This window comes from Methylobacterium sp. M6A4_1b, from assembly GCF_053345175.1.
Map to the genome: position 1 here is coordinate 102663 of NZ_JBKEZQ010000011.1, position 19768 is coordinate 122430.

Annotated in this window: 20 protein-coding genes and 1 tRNA gene; 13 read left to right on the top strand and 8 right to left on the bottom strand. The window is 66.9% G+C overall.

Annotated features, from left to right (window positions below):
* Positions 1 to 2 precede the first annotated feature (2 nt).
* Entirely contained in the window at positions 3 to 1094 is a 1092-nt protein-coding gene (locus tag ACLBWX_RS13105; protein WP_447677497.1) for a cytochrome-c peroxidase, read from the top strand.
* Positions 1095 to 1126: 32 nt separating this feature from the next.
* Here the strand turns inward: ACLBWX_RS13105 and ACLBWX_RS13110 are convergent, their stop codons facing one another.
* Positions 1127 to 1288, bottom strand: a complete 162-nt coding sequence (locus ACLBWX_RS13110; RefSeq protein ID WP_447677498.1) for a hypothetical protein — start codon at positions 1286 to 1288, stop codon at positions 1127 to 1129.
* Positions 1289 to 1597: 309 nt separating this feature from the next.
* On the opposite strand from ACLBWX_RS13110, the gene ACLBWX_RS13115 reads away from it, so the two are divergent.
* Positions 1598 to 2599: a hypothetical protein gene (locus ACLBWX_RS13115; RefSeq protein ID WP_447677499.1), complete on the top strand. Its 1002-nt coding sequence runs from the start codon at positions 1598 to 1600 to the stop codon at positions 2597 to 2599.
* Between the two features lie 65 nt (positions 2600 to 2664).
* Here the strand turns inward: ACLBWX_RS13115 and ACLBWX_RS13120 are convergent, their stop codons facing one another.
* Complete coding sequence (locus ACLBWX_RS13120) at positions 2665 to 3012, bottom strand: hypothetical protein (RefSeq protein ID WP_447677500.1); 348 nt, start codon at positions 3010 to 3012, stop codon at positions 2665 to 2667.
* A gap of 213 nt (positions 3013 to 3225) precedes the next feature.
* Here ACLBWX_RS13120 and ACLBWX_RS13125 point away from each other — a divergent pair, with 213 nt between their 5' ends.
* Positions 3226 to 6114 carry an EAL domain-containing protein gene (locus ACLBWX_RS13125; protein ID WP_447677501.1) on the top strand — a complete coding sequence of 963 codons (2889 nt, stop codon included), beginning with the start codon at positions 3226 to 3228 and terminating at the stop codon, positions 6112 to 6114.
* Positions 6115 to 6154: 40 nt separating this feature from the next.
* Here ACLBWX_RS13125 and ACLBWX_RS13130 read toward each other — a convergent pair whose 3' ends face one another.
* Complete coding sequence (locus ACLBWX_RS13130) at positions 6155 to 6403, bottom strand: hypothetical protein (RefSeq protein ID WP_447677502.1); 249 nt, start codon at positions 6401 to 6403, stop codon at positions 6155 to 6157.
* Positions 6404 to 6681: 278 nt separating this feature from the next.
* On the opposite strand from ACLBWX_RS13130, the gene htpG reads away from it, so the two are divergent.
* From htpG to ACLBWX_RS13150, 4 genes are all read left to right on the top strand, one after another.
* Positions 6682 to 8517, top strand: a complete 1836-nt coding sequence (htpG, locus tag ACLBWX_RS13135; protein ID WP_447677503.1) for a molecular chaperone HtpG — start codon at positions 6682 to 6684, stop codon at positions 8515 to 8517.
* 253 nt (positions 8518 to 8770) lie between these two features.
* The gene (locus tag ACLBWX_RS13140; RefSeq protein WP_447677504.1) at positions 8771 to 8932 is read left to right on the top strand and encodes a hypothetical protein; all 162 of its coding nucleotides are present in this window, start codon (positions 8771 to 8773) and stop codon (positions 8930 to 8932) included.
* A 165-nt stretch (positions 8933 to 9097) separates the two neighbouring features.
* Positions 9098 to 10744 carry a DEAD/DEAH box helicase gene (locus ACLBWX_RS13145; RefSeq protein WP_447677505.1) on the top strand — a complete coding sequence of 549 codons (1647 nt, stop codon included), beginning with the start codon at positions 9098 to 9100 and terminating at the stop codon, positions 10742 to 10744.
* A gap of 70 nt (positions 10745 to 10814) precedes the next feature.
* Positions 10815 to 10890: transfer RNA gene (locus ACLBWX_RS13150), tRNA-Thr, on the top strand.
* A 414-nt stretch (positions 10891 to 11304) separates the two neighbouring features.
* Here ACLBWX_RS13150 and ACLBWX_RS13155 read toward each other — a convergent pair.
* On the bottom strand, positions 11305 to 11604 hold the full coding sequence (locus ACLBWX_RS13155; protein ID WP_447677506.1) for an AzlD family protein: 300 nt from the start codon (positions 11602 to 11604) through the stop codon (positions 11305 to 11307).
* Positions 11601 to 12332 carry an AzlC family ABC transporter permease gene (locus tag ACLBWX_RS13160; protein WP_447677507.1) on the bottom strand — a complete coding sequence of 244 codons (732 nt, stop codon included), beginning with the start codon at positions 12330 to 12332 and terminating at the stop codon, positions 11601 to 11603. The genes ACLBWX_RS13155 and ACLBWX_RS13160 overlap by 4 nt, the downstream gene beginning before the upstream one ends.
* Positions 12333 to 12805: 473 nt before the next feature.
* Between ACLBWX_RS13160 and ACLBWX_RS13165 the strand changes: the two genes are divergently transcribed.
* A complete protein-coding gene (locus ACLBWX_RS13165; RefSeq protein ID WP_447677508.1) occupies positions 12806 to 14242 on the top strand; it encodes an 8'-apo-carotenoid 13,14-cleaving dioxygenase in 1437 nt (478 codons plus the stop codon).
* A gap of 490 nt (positions 14243 to 14732) precedes the next feature.
* Here ACLBWX_RS13165 and ACLBWX_RS13170 read toward each other — a convergent pair whose 3' ends face one another.
* The gene (locus ACLBWX_RS13170) at positions 14733 to 14969 is read right to left on the bottom strand and encodes a hypothetical protein (protein WP_447677509.1); all 237 of its coding nucleotides are present in this window, start codon (positions 14967 to 14969) and stop codon (positions 14733 to 14735) included.
* Positions 14970 to 15266: 297 nt separating this feature from the next.
* Between ACLBWX_RS13170 and ACLBWX_RS13175 the strand changes: the two genes are divergently transcribed.
* The 4 genes from ACLBWX_RS13175 (at position 15267) to ACLBWX_RS13190 (ending at position 17190) form a co-directional block, all read left to right on the top strand.
* Positions 15267 to 15524, top strand: a complete 258-nt coding sequence (locus tag ACLBWX_RS13175; protein WP_447677510.1) for a hypothetical protein — start codon at positions 15267 to 15269, stop codon at positions 15522 to 15524.
* A gap of 79 nt (positions 15525 to 15603) precedes the next feature.
* Positions 15604 to 16419, top strand: a complete 816-nt coding sequence (locus ACLBWX_RS13180) for a transglutaminase-like domain-containing protein (RefSeq protein ID WP_447677511.1) — start codon at positions 15604 to 15606, stop codon at positions 16417 to 16419.
* 62 nt (positions 16420 to 16481) lie between these two features.
* Positions 16482 to 16832, top strand: coding sequence for a hypothetical protein (locus ACLBWX_RS13185; protein WP_447677512.1), 351 nt, complete (start codon positions 16482 to 16484; stop codon positions 16830 to 16832).
* A 7-nt stretch (positions 16833 to 16839) separates the two neighbouring features.
* A complete protein-coding gene (locus ACLBWX_RS13190; protein WP_447677513.1) occupies positions 16840 to 17190 on the top strand; it encodes a 4-fold beta flower protein in 351 nt (116 codons plus the stop codon).
* Positions 17191 to 17722: 532 nt separating this feature from the next.
* Here ACLBWX_RS13190 and ACLBWX_RS13195 read toward each other — a convergent pair.
* Positions 17723 to 18259, bottom strand: a complete 537-nt coding sequence (locus tag ACLBWX_RS13195; protein WP_447677514.1) for a PilZ domain-containing protein — start codon at positions 18257 to 18259, stop codon at positions 17723 to 17725.
* A gap of 491 nt (positions 18260 to 18750) precedes the next feature.
* On the opposite strand from ACLBWX_RS13195, the gene ACLBWX_RS13200 reads away from it, so the two are divergent.
* Positions 18751 to 19128, top strand: a complete 378-nt coding sequence (locus ACLBWX_RS13200) for a hypothetical protein (protein ID WP_447677515.1) — start codon at positions 18751 to 18753, stop codon at positions 19126 to 19128.
* 13 nt (positions 19129 to 19141) lie between these two features.
* Here the strand turns inward: ACLBWX_RS13200 and ACLBWX_RS13205 are convergent, their stop codons facing one another.
* The gene (locus tag ACLBWX_RS13205; RefSeq protein WP_447677516.1) at positions 19142 to 19732 is read right to left on the bottom strand and encodes a hypothetical protein; all 591 of its coding nucleotides are present in this window, start codon (positions 19730 to 19732) and stop codon (positions 19142 to 19144) included.
* Positions 19733 to 19768: the final 36 nt, after the last annotated feature.

Sequence of the window (19768 nt, forward strand, 5' to 3'; positions counted from 1 at the left end):
ACGTGATGCGCAAAGTGAGCGCCGCGCTCGCCAGCGTTGCCCTGCTCGCCCTCGCGGCGGCGGGGCTGGGGTTACGCGCCTCCGGCGCCGGCGAGCCGGGACAAACGGATGCCAGGACGACGCAGGCCGAACTCTCGGCGCTGCGCGAAGCCTATCGGCGGGTCGACGAGGCGCTGCACCCGCCCGAGAACCCCTACAGCCCGGCGAAGGCCGACCTCGGCCAGCGCCTGTTCTTCGACACCCTCCTCTCCGGCGAGCGCACCATGAGCTGCGCCGGCTGCCACGTCCCGACCCAGTCCTGGAGCGACGGCCGCCCGCGCGGCATCGGCGAGACCGGCGCCGCCATGAAGGTGCGTACGCCGACCCTGCTCGACGTGGCCCAGAACCCGATCCTCGGCTGGGACGGCAAGTTCCGCGACCTGGAGGGCGTCGCCTTCACCCCCATCACCGGCACGAACGCGATGAACCTGCCCGAGGAGACGCTGATCGGGCGTCTCAAGGCGGATCCCGGCTACGTTCGCGCCTTCGCGGCCGCGTTCCCCGAACGCGTGGGGGCGACCGGCCCCGACGGTGCGATCAGCCGCCGGACCGTCGAGCTGGCGCTGGCAACCTTCCAGCGCTCCATCGTGTCCGGCGAAGCGCCGTTCGACCGCTGGGTGGCGGGCGATGCCCGCGCCATCGGCCCGAGCGCCAAGGCCGGGTTCGCGCTGTTCAACGGCAAGGCGCAATGCGCGGCCTGCCATTCCGGCTGGACCTTCACGGACGGATCGTTCCACGACATCGGGGTCGGCACCGGCACGGATATCGGCCGGGCCGCGTTCTTCCCGGATTCGGTGCAGCTGCGCTACGCTTTCAAGACCCCGACCCTGCGGGACGTCGCCGAGCGCGGCCCCTACATGCATGATGGGTCGCTCGCCTCGCTGCGCGAGGTCGTCGACCTCTACGATCGGGGCGGAATCGACCGGCCGAGCCGTTCGCCCGCGATCCGGCCGCTCGGCCTGACAGAGGCCGAGAAGCGCGACCTGATCGCGTTCCTGAAGTCCCTGAGTTCCGATGGGACCGCGAGCGTCGCGACCCCGCCCCGCCTGAACTGAACGGCACGTTCCGCGTCGGCGACGGATCGCCGTCAGCGGAAGAGCGGGAGACCCGCACCGAGCAGCCCGAGCCCACCGAGGAGCAGCCGTCCGGACCAGCGCTCCAGGGCCTCGGCCCGGCTCGTCGCCCGCGTCGCCGCGTAGGACAGCCCGGTCCCCACCATCAGGCTCGAAAGGCTCAGGGTCGCGATCATCGGGCTCTTCGGGTCGGGCGCGGCGTTCCTCTTCCCCTAACCCGCGCACGGTTAGCGGACCATGCGCGGGTGCGCGGCTTCCGAAGACATGGTCATGAAAGCGTTACACGGTTGCCGTGCATCCGACGTAGCGGGCGAAGATGGCGGCAAGCAACCGATTAACCATTTGGAAGGGTTCGTTAACAAGTTCCTTCCGGAATTCCGAGAAGGCGCGTAGTTTTCATCGTGCCGGCAAGCCCCCGTGCCGGTTTCGTGAACAGGGCCTCTCCCATGCAATCTGGAAGACGTTGGCTGCCGCGTGCCGCAGTCATGACGACGACGGCTGTCCTCATCCTCGCCAGTTCCGATGCCGCGATGGCTCACGTGAAGTGGTTCTGCGCCTACGACCTCGTCGGCGCACCCCGGGATCTCGGCGAGGTCCTGTGCTCGGACTTCGAGATGCTGGTCGGCCTGTCCGTGCTCGCCCTGATGGTCGGCGGGCTCCTCGAGGGAACTGTGCTGGGGGCAGCACTGATCCGATCCCTCGACCGGACCACCGCCTGGGCACGCGAGAACACCGAACTCCTGTTCCGCGCGGTGCTCGGCGGCTTCTTCGTTGCGCTCTGGACCCTCGGCGGCATCATCCTGACCCCCGAACTCAAGACCACCAGCACCGCGCTGCCGTGGTTCCAGCTCGCCATCGCCGCCGGCTTCCTGTGGCGGCGGACGATGCCGTTCTCGGCCCTCGGCATCGTCGTGCTGTTCACCACCGCCCTGGTCCAGTACGGCGCGTTCCACCTCGCAGACTACCCGGTCTTCCTCGGAGTCGCGGCCTATTGCGCGTTGACCGGCCTCGGCCTCTCTCTGCCCGGCAACGTCCGCCCCCTCGACATCGTGCGCTACACCGCGGCAATCACGCTGATGTGGGCTTCGGTGGAGAAGTGGGCCTACCCGCAATGGTCGTTCCCGCTCTTTATCGAGCATCCCGCGATGACCCTTGGATTCACCGGCGAGTACTTCATGAAAGCGGCCGGTGCCGTGGAGTTTGCCCTCGCCTTCGCATTGGTCTGCACGCCGCTGGTCCGCCGGATCGCCGCGATCCTGCTGGCCGCCACCTTCATCTCGGCGATCTTCGAGTTCGGTAAGGTTGACGCCATCGGCCACGCGCCGATCATCGTGGCGATGGTGGCGCTCGCCGCCGACAATGCCGCCGCGCCGTACCGCCTGCGCAACCTAGCGCTGACCCCCGTGGGGTACGGGGCCGCCCTCGCGGCCTTCATCGGACTGTACTACGGCGCCCACGCCGTGCTGCAGGGCTCGGCTCTGCTCTGACGCCCTGGTCGCGCCGGCAGCGCGGGGGCGGGAGCGTAGCGCCCCCCTAACCGTCCTCGCCAACCTCAGCGGGCGTCGACGCGCACGGTCAGCTTCATCTTCGGATGGATTCCGCACAGGACCGCGAAGGTCCCGCTCACGTCGAAGACCACCTGCGTCCGGCTTCCGGGCTTCAGGTCTCCGGAATCGAAGGTGAACTCGGGCGAGTCGATGTAGACGTGATGGAGAAGGTCGCCGTCGTCGTTGACGATTTCGACATTGGCGCCGCGCCGGACGATCAGGGCATTCGGCTGGAAGGCGCGCCCCTTCTGGGACACGTGCAGGCTCGGCGTCCCGACGGCGGCCAGGGCCAGCCCGCCGCACGCCGCACCGAAAAATCCAAAGGCCACGCAAACAAGTGTGAGGCGCCGCATCGGCGTTCCATCCGTTGACCAGTGACGAGGATTGATGTGATCCACTGTCGAGACCTGACGAGCAGCCTCCTAAGTTAGCCAGACCGCATCTACCATCACGGTTTCACACCGCAGTGAACTGCCGGTTAAGAACCGAAACTGGACACGCGATCTCAAGACCGCCTTAACAACTTTCCGTCATCCTGATCCGCATCATTGGACGGGATAGACTGGATGACATCGCCCGAAGCCCCGATGACATCGCCACCGCGGACCGGCCGAGGCTTGGTGGACGCAGCCGGTGCGATGCTCGGTACGATCCGGGGACGGATCGTGATCGCGTTCCTCGTGATGAGCGCGATCACGGCCGCCCTCGGGCTCTCGGCGGCGTCGAGCATCCGCCGTGCGGACGAACTCGTCAGCCAGACCTTCGACCGGTCGCTGATGTCCATCAACTACGCGCGCGCCGCCGCCACAGACTTCGCCGGAATGCGCACGGTCGAAGCCCGGCGCTGGATGATCACCGATCCGGCGGCGCGCACGCACCTCGACGAGCGCTTCGCGAGCCTCCAGCGCCTGCTCGCCGAAGACCTCGAGATCGCCGTGGAGCGCGCTCAGTCCGATCGGGCGACGCGCGCGGCGCAGGCGGCCGAGCGCGCCGTCACCGAATGGACGGAAGCCCGAGCCAGGATCACCGACCTCGGCCGGAGCGAGGCCGCCTACGCGGAGCTCGACCGCCACGCCGCTGCGGCGGAGGAGAATTTCGATCTCTTCATCAACTACACGGCCGGCGACGGCTTCATCTATCGTCAGCAGGCCCGCGCCATCGTGGCCCGGGAGACCCGGCTCAACCTTCTCGGTACCCTGATCGCCGTGCTCCTCTCCGGCACCGTCGCGTTCTGTCTGGCGCGCCGCATCATGGGACCCCTGGCCGACGCCTCGCAGGCGGCCACCCGGATCGCGGGCGGCGACCTCAGCGGAACCATGCCGGCCGGGGGGGCCGACGAAGTCGGAACGCTGCTGGCGGCCATGGGCACCATGCGCGACAACATCCGGCACGCGATGGAGAAGGAGGTCGCCCAGAGGATTTCCGCCGAGGATCGCCTCGCCGACGCCCTGGAGACGTCCCGGGAGGGCATCGTCGTCGTGGACGAGGCCGGCCGGATCACTCTCACCAACAGTCAGGCGGAGGATTACCTCGGCTTTCGCGCGGGCACCCTCCCGCCGGGCCGCACGATCGCCGCCCTCGCGGAAGCGGAGGCCGGCCCGGGCAGCCTCGCCCGGGGACTGCTGGCCACCGCCGACGAGCGCAGCGAGCTGCGCCTGCGCGACGGTCGCTGGCTTCGGATCAGCCGCAGCGCCACGCGCGCGGGCGGCTTCATCGCAGTCTGCAGCGACATCACGCTCCTGAAGGAGCAGGAGGCCATCCTCCAATCGGCCAACCTGCGCCTCGACACCGCCCTTGACAACATGTCCCAGGGCCTCTGCCTGTTCGACGCCGCGGGCCGTCTCACCGTCGTGAACCGTCGCTACTGCGAGATCTTCGACCTGACGCCCGCCGAGCTTCCCCTCGGCCTGTCCTATCGCGACGTCGCCGAACTCAGCGCGGCGCGGGGCGACTACCCGAAGCCGGCGCCCGACGCCTTCGCGCAGGCCCAGGCCGAGACCGCCAGCGGCGCCTCCGTCGATTCGGATTTCCTGCATTTCGGCAACGGACGCGTGGTCGCGGTCTCGCACAAGGCGGTACGCGGAGGCGGTCTCGTGGCGACCTACGAGGACGTCACCGAGCGCCGCGAGGCGGATGCCCGCATCGCCTTCATGGCCCGGCACGACGTGCTCACGGGCCTGCCGAACCGAGCGATGTTCGGCGAGCGGATCGAGGAGGCGGTCGCGCATCTCGGGCGCGGGAGCCCGTTCTCGGTGCTCTGCCTCGACCTCGATCGCTTCAAGGAGGTCAACGATACCCTCGGCCACCCCGTGGGCGACGCCCTGCTGCGCGCGGTCGCCGACCGGCTGCGGGCCTGCGTGCGCGAAGTCGACACCGTGGCCCGGCTCGGCGGCGACGAGTTCGCGATCATCCTGGCGCAGACCGAGCGGCCGCAGGAAGCCGCGATCCTCGCCCGCCGGATCGTCGAGGTGGTCAGCGCGCCCTACGACCTCGACGGTCACCGCGCCAGCGTTGGAGTCAGCATCGGCATCTGCTTCGCGCCCGGCGACGGCACCACCTGCGACAAGCTCCTCAAGAACGCCGACGTCGCCCTGTACCGCGCCAAGGCGGACGGGCGCGGAACCTGGCGCTTCTTCGAGGCGGAGATGGATGTCAGCCTCCAGAAGCGCCGGGCCCTCGAACTCGACCTGCGCGAAGCCCTGACGCGCGAGGAGTTCGAGCTGCACTACCAGCCGATCTACGATTTCCGTGCCCGCCGCATCGGCGGTTTCGAGGCGCTGGTGCGCTGGCGGCACCCGGTCCGCGGCCTCGTTCCTCCGGGCGAGTTCATCGCCGTCGCCGAGGAGATCGGCCTCATCGTGCCGCTCGGGGCATGGTGCCTCACCACCGCCTGCACCGAGGCGATGCGCTGGCCCGACGGCATCAAGGTGGCGGTCAACGTCTCCGCGGTGCAGTTCCGCGACGAGATCATCGTCGAAGCCGTGCGCCGTGCACTGACGCAGAGCCGGCTGCCGCCGGGACGCCTCGAGCTGGAGATCACCGAATCGGTGCTGCTCAAGGACAACCTCGCGACCCTCGCGACGCTCTACGCGCTGCGCCGCCTCGGGGTACGGATCGCCATGGACGATTTCGGCACCGGCTACTCGTCCCTGAGCTACCTGCGCAGCTTCCCCTTCGACAAGATCAAGATCGACCAGTCCTTCGTGCGCGACATCACCAACAAGACCGATTCCGGACTGATCGTCCGTGCGGTGATCGGGCTCGGCCTCAGCCTGGGCATGCGGACCACAGCCGAAGGCATCGAGACGGAGGCGCAGTTCGACCGCCTCCGCAGCGAGGGCTGCGACGAGGGCCAGGGCTACTTCTTCGCCAAGCCGAGCCCCGCCGCGGAGGTGCCGAAGATGATCGAGCGCTGGTCGCGCGGGAACACCGACGCCGCCCGGGCCGTGGCCTGAGACGGCGCTTCGGCCCGTCGGGACCGACCGGGTCGTCGAATCAGTCGACGACCTTGAGGTCGTCCAACGCCACGTCGCCGTTCTGGCTCGAGAAGGTCGGCGAGCGTCCGTTCGCCTGCGAGACGCCGCTGATCCTGTGGTCGCCGCTGTCATAGGTCGTCAGCTTGCCGTCCCGCTCGATCAGCAGGCGATGCTTGTCGCGAAAGAACGCGTAGCGCATGTCGTTCTGGCCACCGCTGGTGGAGGGCTGTCCCAGTTCCTGCGGCCACCAGGGGTCGGACCCCTTCATCGGCTTCATTGGTTCCATGGGCTTCATGGGAGCCATCGGCTTCATCGGTTCCATCGCGGACCTTCTCGCTGTCGTGTGAAGGCACGGCTACGTCCGAGACCCGCGAAGGTTGCGCGCCGGCCCGGTGAAATTGGCTGGTATGCCGCGCACGCTCCCGCCGTCCCGGCCGAAGTCCCTCCGCAACGACCCGTCACGACCTTGGCCGCCATTGAATTCCCCGGGACGCGACGGCATATCGCGCACGCTTCACTCACTCTTCGACATCAGGAGGCGTTCCCTTGAGCGACACCGTGGAACGGCACGAATTCGGTGCCGAGGTCGGACGGCTGTTGGACCTCGTGGTCCACGCCCTCTACTCCGACCGGGAGATCTTCCTGCGCGAGCTGGTGGCCAACGCCGCCGACGCCATGGACCGCCGTCGCTTCGAGGCGCTGACCGATCAGGCCTCCGCGCTGCCTGCCGACGCCAAGGTCCGCATCGCCCCGGACAAGGCGGCCCGGACCCTGACCATCACCGATGCCGGCATCGGCATGACGAAGGCGGAGCTGGCCCAGAACCTCGGCACCATCGCGCGATCGGGCACGCGCGCCTTCAGCCAGAGCCTGAGCGATGCCAAGCCGGAGGACAAGCCGAGCCTGATCGGGCAGTTCGGCGTCGGCTTCTACTCGGCCTTCATGGTCGCCGACCGCGTCACCGTCACCTCGCGCCGCGCCGGCTCCGAGGAGGCCTGGACCTGGGCCTCGGAGGGCCAGGGCAGCTACACCCTGGAGCCCGCCACCCGGACGGAGCCCGGCACCGATATCGTCCTGCACCTGAAAGAGGATGCCGACGAGTACCTGGAGAGCTACCGGCTCGACCACGTCGTGCGCAAATGGGCCGACCACATCACCGTGCCGGTCGCGATCCGCGGCGAGGACGGCAAGGAGGAGAACGCCAACCAGGGCACGGCGCTGTGGCGCAAGGCGAAGTCCGAGGTCACGCCCGAGCAGTACACCGAGTTTTATCGCCATGTCGGCATGAACTTCGACGAGCCCTGGGCGACGCTGCACTGGCGCGCGGAAGGCGCGCTGGAATTCTCGGCGCTGCTGTTCGTACCCGGCATGAAGCCGTTCCAGGCGGTGGAGGGCGAGCGTGCCAGCAAGGTGCGCCTGCACGTGCGGCGCATGTTCATCACCGACGAGGCGGAACTCCTCCCCTCCTGGCTGCGCTTCGTTCAGGGCGTGGTCGATACCGAGGACCTGCCCCTCAACGTCTCCCGCGAGATGCTGCAGGCCACCCCTGTGCTGACGAAGATCCGCCGCGCCGTGACCGGCCGGGTGCTCTCGGAGCTCACCACCCGGGCCAAGGACGCCGAGGGCTACCGCCCGTTCTGGGAGAACTTCGGACCCGTCCTCAAGGAAGGCATCTACGAGGACCACGAGCGCCGGCCTGAGATCGCCCCGCTGCTGCGCTTCCACTCTTCGGCCGTCGAGGGCTGGACATCCCTGCCCGACTACGTCGCGCGGATGAAGGACGGCCAGGAGGCGATCTACTACCTCGTCGCCGACGATGCCGATGCCCTGACGCGCTCGCCCCAGCTCGAGGGCTTCCGCGCTCGCGGTATCGAGGTGCTGCTGCTCTCCGACCACGTCGATGCGTTCTGGCCCGAGGCCCTGGCCCGTTTCGACGACAAGCCGCTGCGCTCGGTGACGCAAGGCGCTGTCGACCTCTCGAAGTTCGCGGACGCGGCGTCCGAGGACGCGGAGGCCCCGGCCTTCGTCGCGGCGCTGGTCGCGGCCCTCAAGGAAGCGCTCGGCCCCGACGTGTCCGACGTGCGCGCCACTGACCGGCTCGTCGAGAGCGCCGTGGTGCTCTCCGCCTCGGGTCATGGCCCGGACCTGCAGATGCAGCGGCTCCTGCGCCGCGCCGGCCGGGGCGGCGGCGGCATGCCGGTGCTGGAGATCAATCCGCACCATCCCCTGATCCGGACTCTGGGCGCTAAGGTCGAGGCGCAGGAAGCGATCTCCGAGGCGGCCGGGACGCTCCTCGATCTCGCCCGCGTACAGGACGGCGATACGCCGCGGGATCCCGTCGCCTTCGCCCAGAAGATGGCAGCAGCCCTGGCGGCAGCTTGAGAACGATCTAAAACCCAAGACGATGTTCCGGCGGATCGCTTCCGCCGGAACAAGCAAGCATCACTTGAGGTATGATTTCGGAACGTGCCGATTCTGACCGGATTTGGACTCCAGAATACCCGTTCCTGGAGAAAACAAGACCATACGATATCTCGCTGTCGCGACCGCCTCCCTGATGCCGACGGCAACTGCCGCGTTCGCGGCGCCCTGCGCGACAGGCGGCACCAGTTCCGTGACGGACAAGTCTGCCTCGATGGACACCTCTTCGACCGTGGATGGCGGCTCGGGCTCGAAGGTGTTGCCCGGCACCGTCGGCGCGATGAAAAACGTCGGCTCCAACACCCCATCCGGAAGCGGCGCGAAGAAGCCCGCCGAGGGTCAGGTCGTGAAGGGTGACGGCGCCGACAACGGCTGATCCGGGCGCCCGAGGCCGACGACTTCCGAGACGCAAGACGAAACGACGATGCCTCGCACACCCGATGGGTCCGCGGGGCATCGGGGCGTCGGACACCCGTGATCCGGGCGCGCGGCAGATTGGCCACGGACGCCGGGGCCGACAGGCGCTAGAAGCGCCGCCGATATGAATCTTCGCCCCTATCAACGCGCCAGCATCGACGCCCTCTACGCTTCGTGGGGTCGGCGGGATGGCCCCGGCCTCATCGTCCTCCCGACCGGCGCCGGCAAGTCACTGGTGATCGCCGCCCTCGTGCGGGAGACGCTCGATCGCGATCCGCGCCACCGCATCGTCGTCGTCACTCACACCCGCGAACTCATCGCGCAGAACCACCGTGAGCTTCTGGCGCTCTGGCCAGCGGCACCGGCGGGCATCTATTCCGCCGGCCTCGGCCGCCGCGACGCGGGCGCACAGGTGCTGTTCTGCGGCATCCAATCGATCTGGAACCGGACGCGCGACCTCGACGCGTTCGATCTCGTCGTCGTGGACGAGGCTCACCTCATCCCGCGCGACGCCGAGACCCGTTACGGCCGCTTCCTCGCCGCCTTGCGCGCCGAGCGCCCGGACCTGCGCGTCGTCGGTCTGACGGCCACGCCTTACCGGCTCGACAGCGGGCGCCTGGACGAGGGCCCCGGCCGCCTCTTCGAAGCCATCGTCTACGAGGCCAACGTGGGTGACCTGATCCACCAGGGCTATCTCGCGCCGCTCGTCTCCAAGGCCACCGTCACGACCCTCGACGTCACGGGCGTGCCCCGGCGCGGCGGGGACTACATCCCGAGCGCGCTGGAGGCCGCCGTCAACCAGGACTGGATCACCCGCGCGGCCGTGGAGGAGATGGTGGGCTACGGGCAGGGCCGCCGAGCCTGGCTGGCCTTTTGCGCCGGCGTCGCCCACGCCACGGCGGTGCGCGACGCGATCCGCGCCGAGGGCCATACCTGCGAGACCCTCTCCGGCGAAACCCCGAAGCGGGCGCGCGATCGCATGGTGCGCGACTTCCGCGAGGGCCGGATCCGCTGCCTGACCTCGGTCGGCGTCCTCGCCACCGGGTTCAACGTGCCCCAGGTGGACCTCGTCGCCCTGCTGCGGCCGACCCAGAGCACCGGACTTTACGTACAGCAGGTCGGCCGCGCCCTGCGTCGCGCCCCCGACAAGACCGATGCCCTCATCCTCGACTATGCCGGCCTCGTCCGCATGCACGGCCCGGTCGACATCGTCACCGCCCGCAGTGCCGCCGCGATCCGCGGCCGCGAAGGCGAGATCCGGGCGAAGGCCTGCCCCGGCTGCGGTGCCCTGATCGCGCTCAACGCCAGCACCTGCGAAACCTGTTGGGTCGAGCCGGAGGCGGAGGCCGCCGATCCGGGCCACGAGGCTTCGGCCGACGACGCGCACCCGATCCTCTCGAGCCAGCGGGCGGAGCGCGGTTCCGGCGGATGGCAGCCGGTCGCCGGCTGGACCTTCGCGGCCTGTGCCGATTCCGCGGGCGACCTCGAGGTCACCTTTCACCTGCGGGACGGGCGGCACCACCGGATCGTGCTCGGCCTCGCCCAGGCCGGATATCCCCGCGAGAAGGCGGTGCAGTGGTGGCGCCACCTCGGCGGCGGACGCGACGTGCCGATGACGGCCGGCGAGGCCGCGGCGGAGCGGGACAGCCTCACACGTCCCGCCTCGATCGAGGTCCGCGCTCACGGGCGCCTGACCGAGACGGTCCGCTACCGCTTCCCGGATGGCCGCATCTTCGCCGAGACCCGCCGCCTGGGCGACCTGGCTGCCTGACGCCACCGATCCGCTGCCCCACACGTCGGGCTTGCGCCCGACCAACGGCGCTGATAGCGCAGGACGGCACGCCGGTTTAGCTCAGCTGGTAGAGCAACCGCCTTGTAAGCGGTAGGTCGCGAGTTCAAGTCCCGCAACCGGCACCACGTGCTCTCCCTCGGAAAGAGCTCGAATCACGGACCTCTTGGAGCAGTCTGCACGGGCCTCCGAGACCCGTGGTTACCTTGGGGCTACAGGCAGAGTCCCGGCGCAATCGGCCTCGGACCAGTCCGGGTGCGGGTTCTGCGAGAGCGCTTCACGGCCGCTTTGCGCCATAAGCCGACTTCGGCCCACCGCCCGGCAGCGGGCATTGAGTTTCAGGTGGCCGACCGTCCGGTGTCGACCCAACCTTGCCGCTCGGCGCCGCTCGCGCGCCACCCAAAAGCAGTCGCTCGATCTGATTTCGCTCTGGTAGTTGTGCGACTAAGGGGGGCGTCCAGAGGCTAACCCGGCCCGATAGCGGCCTGTTGTGCAGGGCATTGCCCTGATGGAGCAGGATCGCCGGGCCAGTTCCGCATCCTTCACATGAGGTGCCGCAGGGCTACGATCGCGAGGACGCCGATGACGATCGTCGCGAGGAGGGGTAGGCGGGTGGCGGCGAGACCGGTGATCACGCTCGCGACCGTCTCTCGCCAGCCTGTGGCAAGCATCGCGGGCGCAATAACCGCGATGAGAACCGCGGATGGAATCGCGTCCAAAGCGGCCTGTGCCCGCGGGCCGAACTCAAAACGCCCGCCAAGCGCGAGACCACCGATACGGGTGAGGTAGGTTACGATCGCCATGCCGACGATCGTCGCGACGGTCGAGGAATCGAGGATCATCGGGCCCGCTCTGTCGACCTTACGGCGGCCGCGGCGGTCGCGATGCCTGCGAACGCACCGGTTAGCACGTGCCAGGGCGTCCCAATGAGGTGGTAAGTCACGGCACCGACAGCCGCGCTCGCCAGGACTGGTGCCGCCGTCGCCGGACCGCGCCACATGCCCGCAACAACTCCGATGAAGAGTGCGGTGAAGGCGAAATCGGCCCCGATCGCGCGGGGATCGCCGAGGAACGAGCCCCCAACCGCCCCCAGAGTCGAAGAGACCTGCCAGTTGATCCAGAGCGTCGCGCCCATCGTGCCGAAATACGCGGGCGTTAGCCGTCGCGTCGTGGCGCGGCGTTCCGCGAAGGCCCAATTCTCGTCGGACATCACGAACATGGTCAGGAAGCGCTGCCAGGGACGGAAGGCGCTGGTTTTGGGTCCGAGGGATGCGCTCATCAAGACGTGGCGGGAATTGATGAGGAGGGTCGAAGCGATGAGCGCCGCCGTTGGTACGGGGTAACTCCAGAGCTCGATAGCGGCGAACTGAGCGCCGCCTGCACAGACGAGGAACGACATCAGCCAAACCTCGCCCACGGACAGCCCTTTTGCCGTGGCAAGGGCACCGAATACGAGCCCGATCGGCAACGCGGCAATCGCGGCAGGCAGGATGTCATGAAAACCGGCGATCGCCTCCGAGCGAGCGGTACCGGGCTCCCTTCGGTCGGAGGCTGAAGTGATCTCGATCAAGGGAGCGCCTCCCACGGATTTTGCAGCAAAGCAGCTTCTCCGCTTTTGGCCACAGTCTGTAATGCGGGATTAGACCGCTTGCTTGCAACCGGACCTGCGGGCGTACCGAGAAAGGTTGTGAGCGGGCGAGGTGGCGACGTCCGCTTGATCTCTGAACTTCCCGAAAGCAGGTAGACAGAAATCCATCCCAGACGGTCATTCGGTTGCCGACCCAACCACGCCGGAAAAGCTTGCCGATGGCAAACCCAAATGCGGCCATTCATTCGACAGGAGGAGGCGTCCGGGCGCTCGGCTGACCAAACCGTTCACGCAGTGATCCGTTCTCGTCGCAGGGCCAGGCGTGGTTGGATGGATCATCGACAGGTTCGCCCGGTCGTCCCAGACGAACAGAGCTGTCATCCTTGCCCGGAAACGGGGACGTCCCCGTCACACGGGCCCTCGCTTTCCCTCCAACCCGCCCGAGCCAGCGCCAGATGCCGAACCTGATGGAGTCCAGTCTGCGTGCCGCCGCTGAGGGCCTTGTTGCGCTGGTGGCAGCCTGCAACCGGATGCGCCTTCCGCGGACGCAGCATCCCTTCGTGGTCGGTGTACACGCGCCGATGCGCGAGGAGCTGACCCTGTGGGATCTGCCAGTGACCGGGACGATCCCAGCGGGGCTCGACGGCCGCTACCTCAAGATGGGTGCCAACCCCGCCCGCCCGACGACGCGCGGCCACGACTGGTTCCTGGGCGACGGCATGGTGCACGGTCTCCGCATCCAGGACGGAAAGGCCCTGTGGTACCGCAACCGCTGGATCGGCTCGCGTGCCGTGTCCGCAGCGCTCGGCCGGCCCGCTGCCCCGGGGCCGCGCCGTGGCGACGACACCGTCAACACCAACGTCGTTGCGATCGGCGGCCGCGCCTTCGCCGTGGTCGAGGCCGGCAGCTACCCCGTCGCGCTGTCCGAGGACCTGCAGACGCAACGCTACGACACGTTCGACGGAACGCTCGCAGGCTCCTTCACGGGGCACCCGCACCACGATCCGGAGAGCGGCGAGACACATGCCATCGCCTACGACGGCCGCGTCTGGGACAGCGTGCGCCACGTCGTCATCTCGCCCGCCGGACGCGTCGTGCGTGACGTAGCGATTCCGGTCGAGCACGGCCCGTGCATCCACGATTGTGCGATCACGAAGCGCTTCGTGGTCGTGCTGGACCTGCCGGTCACCTTCTCGATGCGGGCGGTATTGGCCGGTCACCGCTTCCCGTTCCGCTGGAATCCCACCCACCGTGCCCACGTCGGCCTGCTGCCCCGGCACGGCACGGCCGCCGACGTTGTTTGGTGCGCCGTCGATCCGTGCTTCGCCTTCCACGTCGCCAACGCCTACGATGACGCCGACGGGCGCGTGCTCCTCGACGTCGTCGCCTACGAGAAGGTGTTCGCCTCGGCCGGCGGCGGCCTCGACAAGCCGGGCCGATTGGAGCGCTGGATCGCCGACCCGGCGACAAAGCAGGTCGACCGGCGGGTGATCGATCCCTCCGCACAGGAGTTCCCGCGGATCGACGAGCGCCGCTTCGGGCGACCACACCGGTACGTCTATACGGGCTCAGTCCCGGCAGACGGCAACACCCAGCTCGTTGGTGCGACGCAGCTCTACAAGCACGACCTGGCGACAGGAGAGCGGTTCGTTCACGAGTTCGGTGCCGACCGCGTCCCGGGAGAATTTGTGTTCGTGCCGGCGCGGCCAGAGGCTGGCGAGGACGAGGGCTGGCTCGTCGGGCTCGTCATCGACACCGTGAGCGACACGACCGACTTCATCATACTCGACGCGCACGCGTTCGAGGCGGCGCCCGTCGCCGCGGTCCACCTCGGGCACCGGATCCCACCGGGCTTCCACGGGAACTGGTTTCCGCAGCATGAGGCCGGGTGACTATCGCCGGGTTCTTCCGATCGACAACCGGCGGGCGGCGCATGCGGGCAGAAGAAGCCCGGCCGCTTCGCGTTCGAACGCCGATTCACATCGTTCATGAGGACCGGAGGACGCCGCCGGCGAGATCCAGCGCGAAAGCGTGGGGATCGATCTACAAATCAGTGCGTGTCGTGATGCGGCAGACGTGCTTGCACCCACAGACCCGACCTTCCACGCGCCGGGAATCTCGACCACTGCAGTGGCGATTACCAAACGACGTCGTGCATCAGAAAGGCGCATCGTCGATGCCGTTCGGCTTCACAGATCGATCCGATACGACCGGAATTCCGGTTCGTCGACTCGAGATGCGTGCTGCTTTGCGCGACCGACACCTGCTACCGACCCATCGGCGGTGGTTTGCGTGGTGTCACCTTCTCGACCTGACGCCGATCCTGCCTCCCCGTGGCGCCGACACAATTATCGCGTCCCAGGAACTCGCCCATGCAAAACTTCACCGGTGGATCGGCTTGGCGGCGCCCTTCGAGGAAGTCCGTGCCACAGGCTCGACCAGGGGCTCGCCATCGTGGTGTCGAACGACCCGCGCCATCTCGTGCCCGAGCCGGACCGCCGCCGTGCGGAACCCGGCGGCGACCGGCCAGGCCAGCGCCCGCCCTCGAGTGAGATCGCCGAGCCCCCCGGTCGCTCCGTCCGGACCGCTGGCAAAGTCAGCCGATGGCTTGACGCCCACGGCGGCGCTCTGACAAAGCGAAGAGACGCAGGGTTCTGACAACCAAGACCCGACCATTGAATGTGCGCTCCGAGCAGAAATGCAAGAACGTCAAATTCTTCGCCAGCGAACAGCCTGAACTTCCTATCTGTGAACTCGAAGATCTTGCTGTTCGAAAATCCCAGAACGCCCTTCGCGCAATTTTTTTAGATTTTCGAACCTTTTCTTCGAGAACTGTGCTAGAACTATTCATTCGGCTCATGAGATAGGGGCACTCCAGGTTCCTGCGGTGAACTCGTCATTCGAGAAAGACACCCCATGATCAGCGAGAAGCCCGATATGGAATTCTCGGACCTGACGGGTCGGGCGACCCAGGACGGCGTGACCGTGAACGTCTATCGCTTCACGGATACCCAGGATCCGTGGACGCTCGAAGTCATCGATCGGACAGGTTGGTCGACCGTCTGGAGCACCACCTTCGCCTCCGATGTGGACGCGCTCGAGGCTTTCACCGATGCCGTCGAGGAAGGTGGTGGCATGCGCGCGTTCCGGGAACCGCTGCCGACCCTCCACTGACACAAGCCACGTCCTCCGTTGCGCGTCGACGATCGAGTTCGGGCTCACGGCCCGGGCGTTACTTCTCTGGAGAGAGCCCATGCGCATCCTTGTCGGCTGCGAGATGACCTACAGTTTTTCACAGCCCACGCCCGTCATCGCGATGCTCAATGTCCATGCGTCGCGGATCTCGGACCTTGAGCGTCCGGATCACCTCGTGACCAGCCCGTCCGTGCCGTTGGAGGGCTACCGCGACAGTTATGGGAACTGGTGCCAGCGGATGACGGCCCCGGCGGGCGCCTTCACGTTGAAAACCGAGACGATCGTGCGCGACGAAGGCAAAGGCGACCGGCCCGTACCCGATGCCACCGAGACGCCGATCGCGAAGCTTCCGACCGACAGTCTCCTGTTCCTGCTAGGCAGCCGCTACTGCGAGACCGATCGGCTTTCGCAGATCGCCTGGGACCTGTTCGGACACCTTCCCGCCGGCTGGAGCCGGGTTCAGGCGATCTGCGATTACGTCCATGATCGGATCACGTTCGGCTATGAGCATGCCCGCCCGACACGAACCGCGTTCGACGTGTTCGAGGAACAGCAGGGGGTCTGCCGCGACTACGCACACCTCGCCATCGCGTTCTGCCGATGCCTCAACATCCCGACCCGCTACTGCAACGGCTACGTCAGTGATATCGGACTCCCGCTGCCGCACGCACCGGGCGATTTCGCGGCGTGGATGGAAGTCTATCTCGATGGCCGCTGGCACACGTTCGACCCGCGCAACAACGCCTCTCGGGTCGGCCGCATCTTGATCTCCTACGGCCGAGACGCTGCCGACGTGCCCCTCACGCTGACCTTCGGGGCAAACATGCTGACGAAGTTCCAGGTCACCACCGAGGAAGCCCCGGGCGCCTCATGAGGCGTCGTCAATCCGTGCCGCCAGACCGCTTCCCCTCGAATCCATCAGAAAGCAGATCCACCGTGACCCAGCCCAACATGCTCGCCCAGAACGTCTCGATCGCAGATCTCGCTGGACGAAGAGCAGACCGCCTCGATTATCTGAGAGGCGTCTACCTCAACATGGTCCCCGATCAGGCACGCAATCCAACGCTGCGCGTTCGCCTCAGCCGACTTGGGTCAGGCGCCCAGCCGGCCTACCGGATCGAGCGAGACGACACCGATGGCCAGACCATCATCATGGGCTTCTATCAAGGCGACAAGCACAAGCCCCTCGCCAAGAGGCTGCACGATTGTGACGGACCGACCTGGAGCAGTGAGACCATGAGCTACGTCGACCTTCGCACGTTGCACAACAGCGAGATCGGGGCTTGAGCAATCCATGATCGAGTTCTTTGACAGAGCCGGCAGCGAGGCGGCCTTCTGCCACGACGGACACTCCCTTTATCTCTGGAGCGGCAAAGCTGCAGCCTTCATCCTGGACGACAAGGTCTACGCTTACGATGGCCGCTTCATCGGCTGGGCGGACCGCGGCTGGATCTCGGACGAGGACGGAGCGTGCCTCCTGTTCGAACACGACGCGGTCGGCGGCCCTCAGAAGCCCAAGCGGCAAGCGAAAACGGCTCCTGGTCCGAGGGGTGTAAAGCCTGCGCGCGCCGAACCGCAGCATGCACCGCCGCGTCCCGCCCCATCAGCCGTGTGGTCCGATCGTGTCTTTTCTGACCTGATCTGACGCACACCAAACCCAACCAAATCGTGGCGGCGGCGGAAAGGCAGAGCGGATGGCGGACGCTCAATCGGAAGTATGGCGATGCCGATCCTGCCAATCGGCACGTCAAACTGGCGTAGGAACTGCCGGAGACGATGAAGATCGACCCATGAACCCGGAAGGAACACCCGTTGAAATCGAGACGCATTTCGCGAAGACTGAGCGTCCCGAATTAATGCGCGGATGGACGTAGTTTTCCCCATGGTTGCAACTGGGGTTACGGTCACGTGGCGGCGTCCGGTGACACGGCAGTCGACAAGAATTCCCTTCCTTTTGCATACCCAGGGTGCAACCCGTCACGCGGGTAGCCGTAGAACCCTGTCGAATTGCGCGACACGGTGTGCACCCGTGTCGGCTGCAACAACATCCGGATTCATCTGCTTGTAAGCGGCAGGTCGCGAGTTCAAGTCCCGCAACCGGCACCAACCCTTCTCTGCTCGGGCTGAAACTGGACGTCAGCCCGTTCCGACAGGGGCATGGAGGCCACTCCATGCTGTCAGGCCAAAAGCGCCGCATGCTGCGTGTAGGGAACCGACCGGCCGGATGGACCGGGTGGTACTTCGATCGTCGCGTCCGGGCGCGATGCGCAATGCTCGATGATCTCGCCCGACTGCCACGCGATGGAGCCGCGCCGTGCGATCAGGTTGACGAGGGCGGCAGCGGTTTGTTGTAACCGAATCCGGGTGACGGTCGTTTCGGGATCCAGGCTCGGGTTCAGAGCCTCGAAGACCAACTCTGCCTTGAACGCGAATTCCTCAAGGATCGTTTCGATCTCGTGGCGGACGGGATCGAGGAATTCGACGCCGAAACCGTCGGCTTCCTGGCGTGCGATCCGACAGGCGCGCGGCTGATTGCTCCCGCCAATCGTCAGATCGAAATGTGCCGGGACCACGCGACCCGTACCGGGCTTCAGGAACGCACCCAGTGACGAGATGTCCGTGATCGTGCACGGAATCGCGTTGCTGATCTTAGGAACGAAAATCCGTCCATCGAGTGCGCAGGCCTGCCTGTAAACGCGTCTTCTCTCTGCCATGATACCAACCCGCACCCCGACCCTCGATGTTCTGCAGATTTGCATCAAATAGGTTGCAAAAATTATAATTGAATTATACTTCTGACCGCATTGAGCCGATCACGTCCAAGTAAAAATTAGTATTCTTATCGGTTTTATTGTCGTAGAACTTTTATTAATATTTTTAATGTAAATTATTATAGTATATAATTAATCATCGTCAATATTGAGCGGGTCTTATCAGGAGCTTTTTTCCTCCTATTGAAATATAACTCTTCACAAAAGAACCCATTACAATCCTCTGAATTCAATCGATCTTGACCGAAGCGCCGGAGTCGTGAAAGCGGACCGAGCTTTTCGCGATGTCATCAAGGACACTCACACAAGTCGGTCGAAACGGCGGTTTCGTGCAGCGTCCGATTCTGTCTGGAACAAGGGCCTTCCCAACGCCACGACCAAAGTGTTGCGCTTTTGTTCTAGCTTGAACGAACCCGGGCCGCCATAGTCCGCGCATGCCTGTGATGCTCCGCTCCACCATCCTGCTGATGAGCCTCGTCCCGCCGGGGGTGGCCGCGCAGCCAATGCCCGAGGTCAGGCTCGATCCTCTGGAGCGGGCTTGGCACGGCTGTGTCCGGGAGGCGTTCGCGCACCAGCCCCGGACGCAGAGCCGGGCGGCATCCCAGCGCAGCGCCCTCGACGTGTGTCAGGCCCAGGAAGATGCCTTCGTCGCCGCGGCGATGACGGAGGCGGAAGCCGCCGCGCGGGAGCGGCGCGGCGACGAACCGGGTCGGCTCCCGGCCCTGACGGAGCGGGTGCGGGCCCGGGCCGCTTCCATCACCAGCGCGGTGATCGACCCCGTCTCGTCCTGGTTCAGCGACCTGCGCCGGTGAGCCGGCGCGATCGCTACGCGGCGTGGAAGGCCAGGAGCGTCCCGGGGAAGCCGACGAGGCCGTAGAGGACCATCAGGGCGCGCCCGAGCTGATCGGCTCCGAAGACGACGTCGGACAGCAAGCCGAGGAGCAGCGGGCCGGTCCCAGAGGCGGTCAGGGTCACGGCGGCGATGAAGAGTCCGCGTACGCGCCCGCGCAGGCTCACGGGGGTGAGCAATTGCACCCCCGTCATCGCGAGTGGTGCGGTGAAGGCGGCGAGCGAGAGGGTCCGGTCGGAGGCCGCCGCCATCACGAACGCGGGCGGCAGGGCGGCGAGGAGACCGAGGCCGAGCATCCGCGAGGCTGCCGCGCGCCGGCGCGTCCGCGCGACGCGGTCCAGAAGGAAGCCTGCGGACAGATGGCCGATCGGTCCGCCGATCAGCAGCAGGGCCCCCAGCACGACACCACTCTCCGCTGGGCTCATGCCGCGACTGCGCACATAGAGGGTCGGGCTCCAGGCGGCCAGGGTCCGACCCATCAGGACGGCGCAGGCCGCGGCGGCGACGTGCGGCAGGTAGATCCGACGGTGCCTCAGGATCCATGCCCAGGCGAGCCTCAGGCTCACTCTGGCCGCCGGTGGGGCCGTCGGCAGTTGAACGGC

Bases quoted from the DNA above. Each gene is read 5' to 3' on its own strand.
- ACLBWX_RS13195 (WP_447677514.1), bottom strand. From the start codon at position 18,259: ATGGCAGAGAGAAGACGCGTTTACAGGCAGGCCTGCGCACTCGATGGA.
- ACLBWX_RS13180 (WP_447677511.1), top strand. From the start codon at position 15,604: ATGCGCATCCTTGTCGGCTGCGAGATGACCTACAGTTTTTCACAGCCC.
- ACLBWX_RS13115 (WP_447677499.1), top strand. From the start codon at position 1,598: ATGACGACGACGGCTGTCCTCATCCTCGCCAGTTCCGATGCCGCGATG.
- ACLBWX_RS13140 (WP_447677504.1), top strand. From the start codon at position 8,771: ATGGACACCTCTTCGACCGTGGATGGCGGCTCGGGCTCGAAGGTGTTG.
- ACLBWX_RS13165 (WP_447677508.1), top strand. From the start codon at position 12,806: ATGCCGAACCTGATGGAGTCCAGTCTGCGTGCCGCCGCTGAGGGCCTT.
- ACLBWX_RS13125 (WP_447677501.1), top strand. From the start codon at position 3,226: ATGACATCGCCCGAAGCCCCGATGACATCGCCACCGCGGACCGGCCGA.
- ACLBWX_RS13200 (WP_447677515.1), top strand. From the start codon at position 18,751: ATGCCTGTGATGCTCCGCTCCACCATCCTGCTGATGAGCCTCGTCCCG.
- ACLBWX_RS13190 (WP_447677513.1), top strand. From the start codon at position 16,840: ATGATCGAGTTCTTTGACAGAGCCGGCAGCGAGGCGGCCTTCTGCCAC.
- ACLBWX_RS13130 (WP_447677502.1), bottom strand. From the start codon at position 6,403: ATGAAGGGGTCCGACCCCTGGTGGCCGCAGGAACTGGGACAGCCCTCC.
- ACLBWX_RS13155 (WP_447677506.1), bottom strand. From the start codon at position 11,604: ATGATCCTCGATTCCTCGACCGTCGCGACGATCGTCGGCATGGCGATC.
- ACLBWX_RS13175 (WP_447677510.1), top strand. From the start codon at position 15,267: ATGATCAGCGAGAAGCCCGATATGGAATTCTCGGACCTGACGGGTCGG.
- ACLBWX_RS13110 (WP_447677498.1), bottom strand. From the start codon at position 1,288: ATGATCGCGACCCTGAGCCTTTCGAGCCTGATGGTGGGGACCGGGCTG.
- ACLBWX_RS13120 (WP_447677500.1), bottom strand. From the start codon at position 3,012: ATGCGGCGCCTCACACTTGTTTGCGTGGCCTTTGGATTTTTCGGTGCG.
- ACLBWX_RS13145 (WP_447677505.1), top strand. From the start codon at position 9,098: ATGAATCTTCGCCCCTATCAACGCGCCAGCATCGACGCCCTCTACGCT.